This window comes from Bradyrhizobium xenonodulans (assembly GCF_027594865.1).
Lineage (GTDB): Bacteria > Pseudomonadota > Alphaproteobacteria > Rhizobiales > Xanthobacteraceae > Bradyrhizobium > Bradyrhizobium xenonodulans.
Genome location: NZ_CP089391.1, coordinates 2,631,006 through 2,643,106, shown reverse-complemented (window position 1 = coordinate 2,643,106; position 12,101 = coordinate 2,631,006). Strand labels below are relative to the sequence as shown.

Annotated in this window: 14 protein-coding genes; 8 read left to right on the top strand and 6 right to left on the bottom strand. The window is 64.5% G+C overall.

Features of this window, described 5'->3' with window-relative positions; genetic code table 11:
• The first annotated feature begins 133 nt into the window (after nt 1-133).
• The 4 genes from I3J27_RS12305 to I3J27_RS12290 all read left to right on the top strand — a co-directional run bounded on the left by I3J27_RS12305 (nt 134) and on the right by I3J27_RS12290 (nt 5,039).
• Entirely contained in the window at nt 134-613 is a 480-nt protein-coding gene (locus I3J27_RS12305; protein WP_270169423.1) for an Lrp/AsnC family transcriptional regulator, read from the top strand.
• 204 nt (nt 614-817) lie between these two features.
• Nucleotides 818-2,014: a cupin domain-containing protein gene (locus I3J27_RS12300; protein WP_270169422.1), complete on the top strand. Its 1,197-nt coding sequence runs from the start codon at nt 818-820 to the stop codon at nt 2,012-2,014.
• Between the two features lie 85 nt (nt 2,015-2,099).
• The gene (locus I3J27_RS12295; RefSeq protein ID WP_270169420.1) at nt 2,100-4,457 is read left to right on the top strand and encodes an Orn/Lys/Arg family decarboxylase; all 2,358 of its coding nucleotides are present in this window, start codon (nt 2,100-2,102) and stop codon (nt 4,455-4,457) included.
• Nucleotides 4,458-4,463: 6 nt separating this feature from the next.
• Entirely contained in the window at nt 4,464-5,039 is a 576-nt protein-coding gene (locus I3J27_RS12290; protein WP_270169418.1) for a GNAT family N-acetyltransferase, read from the top strand.
• Between the two features lie 3 nt (nt 5,040-5,042).
• On the opposite strand, the gene I3J27_RS12285 is transcribed toward I3J27_RS12290, so the two are convergent.
• Nucleotides 5,043-5,255 (bottom strand): hypothetical protein, encoded by a 213-nt coding sequence (locus I3J27_RS12285; protein WP_270169416.1) that lies wholly within the window; start codon nt 5,253-5,255, stop codon nt 5,043-5,045.
• A 154-nt stretch (nt 5,256-5,409) separates the two neighbouring features.
• Here I3J27_RS12285 and I3J27_RS12280 point away from each other — a divergent pair, with 154 nt between their 5' ends.
• Entirely contained in the window at nt 5,410-6,351 is a 942-nt protein-coding gene (locus I3J27_RS12280) for an ornithine cyclodeaminase family protein (RefSeq protein ID WP_270169414.1), read from the top strand.
• A gap of 34 nt (nt 6,352-6,385) precedes the next feature.
• On the opposite strand, the gene I3J27_RS12275 is transcribed toward I3J27_RS12280, so the two are convergent.
• On the bottom strand, nt 6,386-6,826 hold the full coding sequence (locus tag I3J27_RS12275; RefSeq protein WP_270172706.1) for a flagellar basal body rod protein FlgC: 441 nt from the start codon (nt 6,824-6,826) through the stop codon (nt 6,386-6,388).
• Between the two features lie 117 nt (nt 6,827-6,943).
• A complete protein-coding gene (locus tag I3J27_RS12270) occupies nt 6,944-7,993 on the bottom strand; it encodes a hydroxyacid dehydrogenase (protein ID WP_270169412.1) in 1,050 nt (349 codons plus the stop codon).
• A gap of 254 nt (nt 7,994-8,247) precedes the next feature.
• Between I3J27_RS12270 and I3J27_RS12265 the strand changes: the two genes are divergently transcribed.
• From I3J27_RS12265 to I3J27_RS12255, 3 genes are all read left to right on the top strand, one after another.
• Nucleotides 8,248-8,814 carry a thiamine pyrophosphate-binding protein gene (locus tag I3J27_RS12265; protein ID WP_270169410.1) on the top strand — a complete coding sequence of 189 codons (567 nt, stop codon included), beginning with the start codon at nt 8,248-8,250 and terminating at the stop codon, nt 8,812-8,814.
• Between the two features lie 8 nt (nt 8,815-8,822).
• The gene (locus I3J27_RS12260; protein WP_270169407.1) at nt 8,823-9,419 is read left to right on the top strand and encodes a thiamine pyrophosphate-dependent enzyme; all 597 of its coding nucleotides are present in this window, start codon (nt 8,823-8,825) and stop codon (nt 9,417-9,419) included.
• Nucleotides 9,420-9,496: 77 nt separating this feature from the next.
• Entirely contained in the window at nt 9,497-9,874 is a 378-nt protein-coding gene (locus I3J27_RS12255; RefSeq protein WP_270169404.1) for a VanZ family protein, read from the top strand.
• Between the two features lie 43 nt (nt 9,875-9,917).
• Here the strand turns inward: I3J27_RS12255 and I3J27_RS12250 are convergent, their stop codons facing one another.
• The 3 genes from I3J27_RS12250 to hyi form a co-directional block, all read right to left on the bottom strand.
• Nucleotides 9,918-10,301 carry a DUF1236 domain-containing protein gene (locus I3J27_RS12250; RefSeq protein WP_270169402.1) on the bottom strand — a complete coding sequence of 128 codons (384 nt, stop codon included), beginning with the start codon at nt 10,299-10,301 and terminating at the stop codon, nt 9,918-9,920.
• A gap of 114 nt (nt 10,302-10,415) precedes the next feature.
• Nucleotides 10,416-11,303, bottom strand: a complete 888-nt coding sequence (locus I3J27_RS12245; protein WP_270169401.1) for a 2-hydroxy-3-oxopropionate reductase — start codon at nt 11,301-11,303, stop codon at nt 10,416-10,418.
• A gap of 12 nt (nt 11,304-11,315) precedes the next feature.
• Nucleotides 11,316-12,101 carry a hydroxypyruvate isomerase gene (gene hyi, locus I3J27_RS12240; RefSeq protein WP_270169399.1) on the bottom strand — a complete coding sequence of 262 codons (786 nt, stop codon included), beginning with the start codon at nt 12,099-12,101 and terminating at the stop codon, nt 11,316-11,318.

Here is a 12,101-nt window from a genome sequence, read left to right as displayed (position 1 = left end):
TCTCAGCTCCTTTTGATTCACCCGATGATCGTAGCGACGTCGCCGGTTTGGTTTCGTGCAAATATCCGCTAGCTTTGGCCTCCCCGCGCCGGTTTCCGGCGCATCAACGCCCTTTCACGCTGGAAACGAAACCTTGGCCCTCGACCGGAAAGATCTCGCCATCCTCGCGGAACTCACCACCAATGCGCGGGCCAGCCACACCGAGCTCGCCAACAAGGTCGGGCTATCAAGCACCGCGCTGGCGCGGCGGCAGAAGGCGCTGGAGGACGACGGCTACATCCAGGCCTACCAGGCCGCGCTCGATCTCGCGCAATTCGGCCTCACCACGACCGTGCTGGTGCGTATCGCGCTGGAGAGCCAGAGCGACGATGCGCTGAAGGCGTTCGAGGCGGAGGTGGTGAAGTGCCCCTCCGTGGTGCGCTGTTTCCTGATGTCGGGCACCGACGACTACATCCTCATCGTGCTCGCCCGCGACATCCAGGATTTCGAGCGTATCCACCGCACCGAGCTGTCGCGCCTGCCGCGCGTCGCGCGCGTGCAATCGAGTTTTGCCTTGCGCGAGGTGGTCAACCGCGCGGTGCCGACCGTGGTGTTCGGCGAAGCCAAGCGCTAGCCGAGTCGCGCCCTGCTGGGATCGCGCTGTCAAGCGCACCACTTCACAGCGGCTTTCATTCCATCATCAAAGATAATTGAAGTGCCGCTTCGACCGAACGGTTGAGGCGCAACGGAGGCGTTCATCAGACCCAGATGGATGTGGCGCGGCATCGAAGGTTTTCGCGATCCACTTCATACAACCATCTGATATTCGGGGTCTTCGATGTTCAAATCCAACCGCCGTATCTTCATCCAGTCAGTTGCCTTTGGCGCCGGTGCCTCCAGTTTGCTGGGCGCCTCACAATCCGCGATGGCCGCCCCTGACGGGCATGCCGCGGGATACGACGTGGCTCCGGCATCGGAATTCATGAAGACGGTCCCGCGCAAGTCCGGCGATCCCGTGGTGTTCACGGCCTCGCTCGACAAGGGACCGATCAAGGCCACGTCCGGCGGCTGGGCGCGCGAGGTCACGACCCGCACGCTTCCGCTCGCGACCGGAATTGCCGGCGCGCATCTCTTCGTCAACGCCGGCGGCGCCCGGGAAATGCATTGGCACAATTCGGCCGAATGGGCCTATGTCGTCGAGGGCCATTGCCAGGTGACGGTGGTCGATCCCGAGGGCCAACTCGAAGTGGTCAATCTCGCACCCGGCGATCTCTGGTTCTTCCCGAAAGGCCACAGCCACGCCATCCAGACGCTGGGCCCTGCCCCCTGTCACGCCATCCTCGCCTTCGATGACGGCCTCTATTCCGAGCACGGCACGTTCGGCATCAGCGACTGGATGAGCCGCTATGACGCTCCGACGCTGTCGCAGGCGCTCGGCGTCTCCAGCGACATCCTCAGTGCCAACCCGAAGGCAGAAACCTACATCATGCAGGGCGAGGTGCTGGCGCTCGACGGTCCGCAGGCGAAGGCCGCCCGCGCGCTGGACCGCGACCGGACCCATCGCTTCCCGCTGATGGCGCAGAAGCCGCGCGTTAGCACCGCCGGCGGCCAGCTCTACGTGGCCTCGGCCAAGGAGTTTCCGGTTTCGAGCAACATGACCGGGACCGTGCTCAAGCTCAAAGCCGGCGCAATGCACGAGCCGCATTGGCACACCGACGCCAACGAGTGGCACTACGTCCTGAAGGGACGCACGCGCGTGACCCTGTTCGCGTTCGACAAGCGGGTTGCGGTTGCGGAACTCTCGGCCGGCGAATGCGCCTATATCCCCGCCAATTGCGGCCATTCCATCCAGAACGTCGGCAAGGAGGACGCTGAAGTGATTGGCGTGCTCGACAGCGGCGCTTACCACGAAAGCAGCCTGGGCGATTGGCTCGCCAAGGCGCCGCGACACCTGCTCGCCAACAATTTCGGCGTACCGGAGGCGACGGTGGCAAATTTCGGGCGCAAGCGCATGGTCATCGCCAGCGCGAGCTGAGCACGTCTTCGCGCCTGAAGCGCCGTCATAGAACTGTCATCAAATATGCAGAGACGTGTCAGTCTCTGCATATTCGGGACACGCCATGGACTATTTCAAGCGCTTCAACTTCCTGTTCGCCGCACCCGTGTTCGACGCCGACGATCTCGAGGGCCTCCGCTTCAACCAGATCATCGAGGAGATCCAGCGCTCCGGCTTCGAGGTGGTCCGGGCCCGCAAGCTGGAAGACGCCGAGATTGCGGTGCAGACCGATGCCGCGATCGGCTGCATGGTGGTGGACTGGGGCAAGAAGGGCCTGGAGGGCAAGACCTCGGCGCTGATCAATCTGATGCGGCGCCGCGGCCTCGACTTCCCGATCATCCTCCTGATCCGGCGCAAGCGCTTCGAGGACCTGCCGGTCGAGGTGCTCGACTTCATCGACGGCTATGTCTTCCTCTCCGAGGAGACCCCGACCTTCATCGCCAAGAATTTGATCAGCCGTCTCAAGCAATATGCCGAGACGCTGAAGACGCCGTTCTTCGGCGCGCTGGTCGACTATGCCGAGGAAGGCAACCAGCTCTGGACCTGCCCCGGTCACAATGGCGGTGTGTTCTACAACCGGAGCCCGATCGGCCGGGTCTTCGTCGAGCATCTCGGCGAATCCGTGTTTCGCGACGACCTCGACAATTCCGTGCTCGACCTCGGCGACCTCCTCACCCATGAGGGCCCGGCGCTGAAGGCGCAGAAGGAGGCCGCGCAGATCTTCGGCGCGGAAAAGACCTATTTCGTGCTCAACGGCACCTCGACCTCGAACAAGGTCGCGCTCGGCGCGCTCGTCACCGACGGCGACCTCGTGCTGTTCGACCGCAACAACCACAAGGCCGCTCACCACGGCGCGCTGATGATCAATGGCGGCATCCCGGTCTACGTCCCGACCGTCCGCAACGCTTGGGGCCTGATCGGCCCGATGCGATGGGACGTGCTCGACGAGAAGGCCTTGCGCGAGGCGATCCGCAACCACCCGCTGGTCACGGACAAGGATGCCTGGCGCAAAGAGCGTCCGTTCCGCGTCGCGGTGGTCGAACAATGTACCTATGACGGCTCGATCCACAGCGCCGAGATGATCCTGAAGCGCATCGGCCATCTCTGCGAATACATCCTGTTCGACGAGGCCTGGGCCGGCTTCATGAAATTCCACCCGCTCTATGCCGGCCGCTTCGCCATGGGGCTGGCGAACCTTCCCCCCGAGGCGCCCGGCATCATCGCGACACAGTCGACCCACAAGCAGCTCGCGAGCTTCTCGCAGGCGTCCCAGATCCACATCAAGGACCGCCACATCCGCGGCCAGAAGCGGCGCGTCGAGCATCGCCGCTTCAACGAAAGTTTCATGCAGCACGCCTCGACCTCGCCGTTCTATCCGCTGTTCGCCTCACTCGACGTCGGTGCGCAGATGATGAAGGGGCGCTCCGGCGAGGTGCTGTGGGACGACACGATCCGCCTGGGCATCGAGCTGCGCAAGAAGATCCGCGCGATGCGCCGGGAGTTCGAGGAGAAGGAGCAGAATACGGACCGCCGCTGGTTCTTCGAGCCTTTCGTCCCCGATCGTGTCGCGATCCCCGACGTCAGCCGCCCCGGCGCCGCCCATAACGTCGCCTGGGAAACCCTCTCCACCGACGAGCTGGCGACCAATCCCGCCTTGTGGCAACTCTCTCCGGATACCAATTGGCACGGCTTTCCCGATCTCGCGGAAGGCTTTGCCATGACCGATCCGAACAAGCTGACGCTGCTCACGCCCGGCTTCGATCGCGCCACCGGCGCCTATGCCGAGCACGGCATTCCCGCGCCGGTCGTCGCGCAATATCTGCGCGAGAACCGCATCGTCCCCGAAAAGAACGACCTCAACTCCCTGCTGTTCCTGCTCACCCCCGGCGTCGAAGCGAGCAAGGCCGGCACGCTGATCTCCGGTCTCGTCGCGTTCAAGAGACTGCACGACGACAATGCGCTGCTGGCGGACGCGATCCCGGAGTTCTATCAGCGGCGGCAGGCACGCTATGCCGGCATCCGGCTGCGTGACCTCTGCGGCGACATGCATCGCTTCTTCCGTGCGGCCGACGTCAGCGCCCTCCAGGCGCGGCAATTCATGCCCGAGCACATGCCTGAGATCGCGATGTCGCCCCGCGATGCCGCGCGCTATCTGTTCAAGAACGACGTCGACTATCTGCCGATCGAGGCGATCGCGGGCCGCATCGCCACCACGCCCTTCGTGGTCTATCCGCCCGGCATCGCCACCATCGTGCCGGGCGAACGCCTGACCGAACGGGCCAAGCCCATGGTGGATTATCTCAAGATGTTCGAGACCTGCTTCAACACGTTCCCGGGCTTCGATGTGGAAATCCAGGGCGTCTACAAGGAGATCGATGCGAGCGGCCGCATCGGGCTCTATACTTACGTCGTTGCCGAGTAGGTGCCGATGAACGAAACAGCTGCGCGCGCAAGTGACGAGCCGGTGCTGGTCCGGCCGTCACGCGAGAGCGACGTCGAGGCGATGCTGGCGATCTACCGCCATCACGTCCGCACTGGCGTGCCGCGGGATGTCGAAGGAACCGGCGCGCCGGAGCCGGATGACCTGCGCGACCGGCGCAAGAACCTGAAACAGACCCGCCTGCCGCATCTGGTCGCGACCTTTCGCGGCGAGGTCGTCGGCTATTGCTATGCCGTCCTGTTCCGCAAGCGCCCGGCCTATCGCTACACGGCCAAGCACTCGATCTACGTCCACCACGAGCATCTCGGCCGCGGGGTGGGACGGCTTCTGCTCCAGGAACTGATCGATGCCTGTGCAGCGGCCGGCTTCCGCCAGATGATCGGCTATATCGATGCCGACAACGCGCCCTCGCTGGCGCTGCATGAGAAGTTCGGCTTCGCGCGCGCCGGCCTGCTCAGCGGCGTCGCCTATCGCCACGGCCGCTGGTCCGACACAGTGATGGTGCAGCGTTCGCTCGGCGCGGGCGTCACCGCGCCGCCGCCCGTAACCTCGCCCGGCCGCTGAGCCTCAGGACGGAAAGTCAGCCGGTCTGACGTGGATGCGATCGGCATGCAGCGACCAGTGATGCAACGCCTGGTCCTTGCAGAACTTCGCCTTCGCCCGCTCCCTGGCCTCGTCCTCGTCGGCGGCGTCGATCTCGAGCGTGCCCTGGCACACCTCGATCTCGCGGCCGTACTGGCCGAGCACATCCTTCATGAACTTGACCACAAAAGTCGACATGGGACCTCCCTGCTGCCCCGGCGGCACTCTAATCCCATTTAGGCCGAGCCGGGAAAGGAGATTTTGACGCGGATCAAGCCGAGACGGACAATCCATTGCGGAACCTGCCGCCCGGGGATAAGCCGGATACCGGCCTACCCATGAGGATATTGCCTTGCACTTTGTCTCCGATACCGAAGTCACGAAAGTTCTGACCTTTCCGATCCTCATTGCAGCGCTGGAAGAGGCGCATCGCCGGCCGAAGATGGAGGTGCTGGACGCCTTCCTTGGCGGCGAAGGGGCGCAGTACGTCATCCGCAGTGCCGTCGATCCCGGCCGCTACATGGCGAGCAAGATGTTCACCAGCTTCCCGGCCAATCTGGCGGAAGGGAAGATGCCGGCCGTGCAGGCCGTGTGCGTGCTGTTCGACGGCACCAATGGCAAACCGCTGGCGGCGATGGACGGCACCGAGATCACGCATTGGCGCACTGCGGCCGATTCCGCGCTGGGCACGAAACTGCTCGCCCCGCCCGATCCGGAGACGCTGCTGTGCGTCGGTGCCGGTGAGATGTCCGAATGGCTGATCCGGGGGCATCGCACCGTCAGGCCGTCCCTGCAACGCGTGCTGGTCTGGAATCGAAACCCGGACCGCGCCGCGGATCTCGCTCGGCGTCTGGCGAAGGACGGTGTCAAGACGGAGACGATCACCGATCTCGACGCCGCGACGCGCGAGGCCGACATCATCACCACCTGTACCCGCGCGCATCAGCCGCTGATCAAGGGCCGCAATGTGCGGCCAGGCACGCATCTGGACCTCGTCGGCGGCTATACCCCGCAAACCCGCGAGGCTGATGACGACGCAGCAAAGATGTCGCGCGTCTTCGTGGACCGGCGGGAATCCGCCTTCCACGGCGTCGGCGATATCCTGCAACCGATCGCCAGCGGCGCGATCAGCGAGACCGACGTCCTCGGCGATCTCTACGATCTCGCCGGCGGCCGCGTGCAGGGCCGCACCTCACCGTCCGACACCACGTTCTTCAAGAACGCGGGCGGCGGCCATCTCGACCTCATGACTTGCGAGGCCGTGTTCAAGCAGCTTGGCACCAAGCTGGACTAGACGCCCGCTCCCGGAACAGGGCCGACATCAGTCGTCAAGTCTTGATATCGAGCAGTGTGTCTTCCGTCTCGGAATAGGCTTGAACGACCTTCGCATTGGCAATGAAGCTGTACTTTGCGGTCACCAGCTCAGCGAATTCGCTGGCAAGGTCGACATTCGGCGCTGCGACCAGGCCGTCCTGGTTTGCGAAGGAAGCGCTCGAGTCGGATTGCGCGATATAGCTCGGCGAAACCGTTGACACGGTCGCGACCGTACCGCCCGGCGTCGAGCCGCTCGATTGAGAGACCTGATCGACTCGCAGCGGCACATAGGCCGCGGGAAACGTCGGAGCAATGCCCGCACCGGCCGACGTGCCCGATCGGCCCGATGCCGGCAGCGGGCCGGTCGTGCCGATGTTGGCAATGTTGCTCGCGGCCACGTTCACGCGCAGGCTCGCTGCAGAAAGCCCGGATGTCGCGATCGAAAGTATGCTCATGAACGCTGATTTACAGGACAGATCATACGCGTTCATTCACGCCATGGGTAAAATCCGCCGCTTTCTGTTTTCACCCTCGTAACCAACGATCGGAGCGCGATCAGGCTTTCCGCATCCCTACCCCGGCGTCACGCCGAACGCCTGCTTGAAGCGCGCCGCATAGGCCGGCCAGACCTCGGGATTGATGATGCGCGGCGGGCGTTTGCCGTCGAGCGTTTCCAATACCTGTTCGGCCGCGATCCGGCCCATGTTCTGGCGCGCCTCGATGGTGACGCCCGCGGTGTGCGGGCTCGCCAGCACGTTGTCGAGCTGGAGCAGCGGATGCTCCGGCGGCGGCGGCTCCTTGGACCAGACGTCGAGGCCGGCACCGGCAATGCGCTTGTCGCGCAACGCCTGGAGCAGCGCGTCCTCGTCGTGGATGAAGCCCCGCGCCGTGGTCACGAAGTAGGCATGCGGCTGCATCAGCCCGAACTCGCGCACGCTGATCATGTTGCGGCTGCCCTTGTTGAGGGGGCAGGAGATCGAGACGAAATCGGCGCGGCGCAAGAGCTCGTCGAGCTCGACCTTCTCCCCGCCCCGCTCCGCCATCACTTCGGCCGTGAGGTACGGGTCGTAGGCCAGCACCTTCATGCCGAGCAGGCCCTTGCATAGCGCAGCGATGCGGCGACCGACATTGCCGAGGCCGATGATGCCAACGGTCTTGTGCTCGACCTCGTTGCCGACGAGATCGTTGCGGTTGACGTCGCGCTCACGGCGCAGGCGGCGGTCCGACTGGATGATGCGCTTGGACAGGGTCAGCATCATCGCCAGCGCATGCTCGGCGACCGAATGGGCGTTGCCGCCGGACTGGTTGACGACCAGCACGCCCGCATCCGTGCAGGCATCGACGTCGACAGGGTCGAAACCCGCACCGTTGCTGGAGACCAGCAGGAGATTCGGCGTGCGCTTCAGGAAAGACGCGTCGACATGAAAATGCGGCGCCAGCTCGTCGCGGGCTGCGCCGATCTGGTAGACATGGGCAGCGCTCAGCATCGGCGCGTAGAAGTCTTCGGGGCTGGCGTTCTCGATGCGATCGAGCCGGACGTCCGGGCGCGCCTTCAGGATGTCGATATAGATCGGGTTGGCCAAATAATTGGAATAAACGACGCGCTTGCTGTTGACGGACATCAGGACCCTTCCGGCTCTCCGGGAGATTCAGTAAGGCCAGCGCGGCGCGCGCTCCCCCCGTGCTTCCTCCCACTTTTTCGTTGCCCACATATGACATGGCGGTGCTGGCCACGGCAGGCCGTCCGGCGCAGATCACGGTGCAGGCCGGGACATGTTGACAATCCCGCCCGCCGCGTCAAGTTCGGCAGACTGCCGCGAGGGCCAGGACCGGGACGACCAAGACCAAGAACATGCGCGGCTGAAGGGAGAAGGCGATGGCGATTGCGGAACAGCGGACCGCGTCCCAGGCAACCCAGGGGTCCAGTGACGAGAGCTGGCACGGCATTGTCCTGCAAACCCTGAAGCGGAACGAGATCAGCCTCATCCCTTACGTGCCCGACCGCGTGCTGACGCCGCTGATCAAGAATTTGCACGCCGATCCCTTCTTCACGACCTTCGCGACAGCCCGCGAGGAGGAAGCGGTCGGCATCATCTCGGGCGCCTGGATGGGTGGACGGCGCGGCGCGGTGCTGATGCAGACCTCCGGCTTTGCCACGCTCGCCAACGTGCTCGCCTCGCTCGCGGTGCCCTACCAGATCCCACTGATCATGTTCGTCTCCGAGCGCGGCACGCTCGGCGAGTTCAACTACGGCCAGTCCTTGGTCTGCCGCACCATGCGCCCCGTCCTCGACTCGCTCGCGCTGGAGCACCACACCATCACCCGGCTCGACGAGCTCGAATTCATCGCCGACCGCTCCATCAAGCAGGCCGTCACCACGCAGGCGCCGGTGGCGCTGATCCTCAACCCGCTGCTCACCGGCGGCAAGACCTTCGACAAGTGAGGCCGGCCATGGACAACCGCAACACCAAGGTCATGAACCGCTTCGATGTCACCTCGCGGCTGATCGCAAAACTCAAGCACGAGGAAGCCGTGATCGGCGGCATCGGCAACACCAATTTCGACCTCTGGGCCGCCGGCCACCGCCCGCAGAACTTTTATATGCTCGGCAGCATGGGCCTCGCCTTCCCGATCGCGCTCGGCGTCGCGCTGGCGCAGCCCGACCGCCGCGTCTTCGCGCTCGAAGGCGACGGCTCGCTCTTGATGCAGCTCGGCGCGCTCTCGACGATCGCAACGCTGAAGCCGAAGAACCTCATCATGATCGTGATGGACAACGGCATCTACCAGATCACCGGCGCGCAGCCGACGCCGGCGGCAAGCGTCGCGGACATCGTCGCCATCGCCGCCGGTTCGGGGCTCGCCAACAGTGCCTGGGCCGCGGACGAGGAGGATTTCGAGCGCCTTGTCGACGGGGCCATGTCCGCCTCCGAGCCCAGCCTGATCGCCGTGCGCATCGACGACAAGCCGGGTGTCGGCACCACCCGCAGGGATCCCGTGCAGATCCGGGAACGATTCATGCACGGCCTTGGTGTGCGCGAGCCGCTTTAACTTTTCGTCATTAACTACACGGCGATCTGATCCTTCCGCCGCAACAGGCCGTCGCGATTCCGTGCTATCCGCACCGGATGTCCGTTTTTGTCCGCTTTCTTGCCTGGCTGCTCGCGGCCGCCGTCACGTTCGCCACCCTCGGTCCCCCCGGCCTGCGGCCGCATTCCGACCTCGGCCAGGACGGTGAACATGCGCTCGCCTTCATCCTGCTGGGACTGGCCTTCGGCCTTGCCTACCCGCGGCGGCGCCTGCTGACCACGGCGATTGCGGTGGTCTTGATCGGCGTGCTCGAGATGATGCAGTTCTGGGCGCCCGGCCGACATGCGCGGCTGGAGGACTTCCTGGTCGATGGCGGCACCGCTTGCCTCGGCTTTGCACTCGCGACCGCTGCCGATTGGGTCATGACGCGCGTTCGCGCAAGCTCGACCGTGACAGGCGAAGGCCCCGCGGAGTGACGCTCCGCAGGGCCTGTCTCTTCAGAGCTTGTGTTCTGATCGATCAGTCGATGATCTTGACGACGCGGCGCGTCCGCGGCTCGACGATTACGCGACGGTCGTTCACGACCGCATAGCGATACTCGGTGTAGTTCGGCACCGGGCGCAGCACCACGGTCGGCGGCAGCGGCTCGCCGACGACGACGCGCTCGTGAATCACCACTGAATCATCGCGCGGGATTCCGCCGAGAATGGCATTCGGAATTTCCAAACCAGCGCCCACGGCCGCACCGACGGTGCCGCCGACCATCGCACCGACCGGGCCGCCGATATCGCCGCCCGCACGCGCGCCGTCTCTGGCGCCCTGTTCGGTCGTCGACTGGGCAAAGGCTGCGCTCGACGCCAGCAGCGACGCGGCAGCCAACGAAATCACAAGACGGGTTTTCATGACCACACTCTCCAGTGTTTGTTGATGCGCCTTCAACCGCGGGACAGGACCATTGTTCCAGTTCCCCCGCGGCCAAAAATGCATCACATCCGGAGAGTGTTACCGCGTAACAGTTCAGGCTGTGGCGATCTCGTGGCCCGCCATCAGTTCCAGCGCCCGCACCATCGCCGAATGATCCCAGGCCTTGCCGCCATGCGCGGTGCAGGACGAGAACAATTGCTGCGCCACCGCCGTGTTCGGCAGCGACAGGCCGAGCGCACGCGCGCCTTCGAGCGCGAGGTTGAGGTCCTTCTGGTGCAGCTCGATGCGGAATCCGGGATCGAAATTGCGCTTCACCATGCGCTCGCCATGCACTTCGAGAATGCGCGAGGACGCAAAGCCGCCCATCAGCGCCTGCCGCACCAGTGCGGGATCGGCGCCGGCTTTCGAGGCGAACAGCAGCGCCTCGCTCACCGCCCCGATCGTCAGCGCGACGATGATCTGGTTGGCGACCTTGGTCGTCTGCCCGTCGCCGTTGGCACCGACGCGGGTGACGTTCTTGCCCATCTTGTCGAACACGCCCTTCATGGTGTTGAAGGCGCGCTCGGGACCACCGACCATGATGGTGAGGCTCGCCGCCTTGGCGCCGACCTCGCCGCCCGACACCGGCGCGTCGAGATAGTCGGCGCCGAGCGCCTCGATCTTCTTGGCGAACTCCTTCGTCGCCAATGGCGAGATCGAGCTCATGTCGACGACAATCTTGCCCTTGGAGATGCCGCTCGCGACGCCGTCCTTGCCGAACAACACGGCTTCGACATGCGGCGTGTCCGGCACCATGATGATGACCGCATCCGCCTCCTGCGCGACCTCTTTGGCCGACTTGCAGGCTATGCCGCCCGCCGCGATCAGCTCCGGCGCGACCGGTGCGACGTCGTACAGGAGAACGCGATGGCCCGCCGCGAGAAGATGGCCGGCCATCGGCCGTCCCATGGTGCCAAGTCCAATGAAGCCGATGTCGATCATGTCTGGATTTCCTCAGGTCTCAAAAGTCTGCGCAGCGTGCCAAGACAGGCCTTCCAGCGTCGTGGTGCGCGGCTTGTATTCGCAGCCGACCCAGCCGCGATAGCCGATCGCATCGAGGTGGCGGAACAGGAAGGGATAGTTGATCTCGCCGGTGCCCGGCTCGTGCCGGCCGGGATTGTCGGCGAGCTGGATGTGGGAGATCTGCGGCAGGTATTCCTGCATGGTGCGGGCGAGATCGCCCTCCATGATCTGCATGTGATAGATGTCGTACTGGATGAACAGATTGTTCGACCGCACCTCGGAGATCAGCTGCACCGCCTGCTCGGTGCCGTTGAGGTAGAAGCCTGGAATGTCGAGCGTGTTGATCGGCTCGACCAGCAGCTTGATGTTCTCCCGTGCCAGCGTCGAGGCGGCAAAGCGCAAGTTTCCGACCAGCGTCTCGTTGAGCTCGTGCGGATTGGCATCGGCAGGCGCGATGCCGACGAGGCAGTTGAGCTGATCGCAATCGAGTGCCTTGGCATAGTCGATGGCATGGAACACGCCGTCCCGAAACTCACTGACGCGATCGGGCAGGATCGCAATGCCGCGCTCGCCCGCCGCCCAGTTGCCGGCGGGCAGATTGTGCAGCACCTGCGTCAGCCCGTGGGCTTCGAGCTGTTCGCGGAGCTGCGCCTTCTCGAAATCATAGGGGAAGAGATACTCGACCCCGGAAAAGCCCGCGGCCTTTGCAGCAGCGAAGCGGTCGAGGAACGGCATCTCGTTGAAGAGCATGGTGAGATTGGCGGCAAATTTCGGCAT

Coding starts and splice junctions, on each gene's coding strand:
- I3J27_RS12300 (WP_270169422.1), top strand. CDS start 818: ATGTTCAAATCCAACCGCCGTATCTTCATCCAGTCAGTTGCCTTTGGC.
- I3J27_RS12295 (WP_270169420.1), top strand. CDS start 2,100: ATGGACTATTTCAAGCGCTTCAACTTCCTGTTCGCCGCACCCGTGTTC.
- I3J27_RS12290 (WP_270169418.1), top strand. CDS start 4,464: ATGAACGAAACAGCTGCGCGCGCAAGTGACGAGCCGGTGCTGGTCCGG.
- I3J27_RS12285 (WP_270169416.1), bottom strand. CDS start 5,255: ATGTCGACTTTTGTGGTCAAGTTCATGAAGGATGTGCTCGGCCAGTAC.
- I3J27_RS12275 (WP_270172706.1), bottom strand. CDS start 6,826: ATGAGCATACTTTCGATCGCGACATCCGGGCTTTCTGCAGCGAGCCTG.
- I3J27_RS12270 (WP_270169412.1), bottom strand. CDS start 7,993: ATGTCCGTCAACAGCAAGCGCGTCGTTTATTCCAATTATTTGGCCAAC.
- I3J27_RS12265 (WP_270169410.1), top strand. CDS start 8,248: ATGGCGATTGCGGAACAGCGGACCGCGTCCCAGGCAACCCAGGGGTCC.
- I3J27_RS12260 (WP_270169407.1), top strand. CDS start 8,823: ATGGACAACCGCAACACCAAGGTCATGAACCGCTTCGATGTCACCTCG.
- I3J27_RS12255 (WP_270169404.1), top strand. CDS start 9,497: ATGTCCGTTTTTGTCCGCTTTCTTGCCTGGCTGCTCGCGGCCGCCGTC.
- I3J27_RS12250 (WP_270169402.1), bottom strand. CDS start 10,301: ATGAAAACCCGTCTTGTGATTTCGTTGGCTGCCGCGTCGCTGCTGGCG.
- I3J27_RS12245 (WP_270169401.1), bottom strand. CDS start 11,303: ATGATCGACATCGGCTTCATTGGACTTGGCACCATGGGACGGCCGATG.
- hyi (WP_270169399.1), bottom strand. CDS start 12,101: ATGCCGAAATTTGCCGCCAATCTCACCATGCTCTTCAACGAGATGCCG.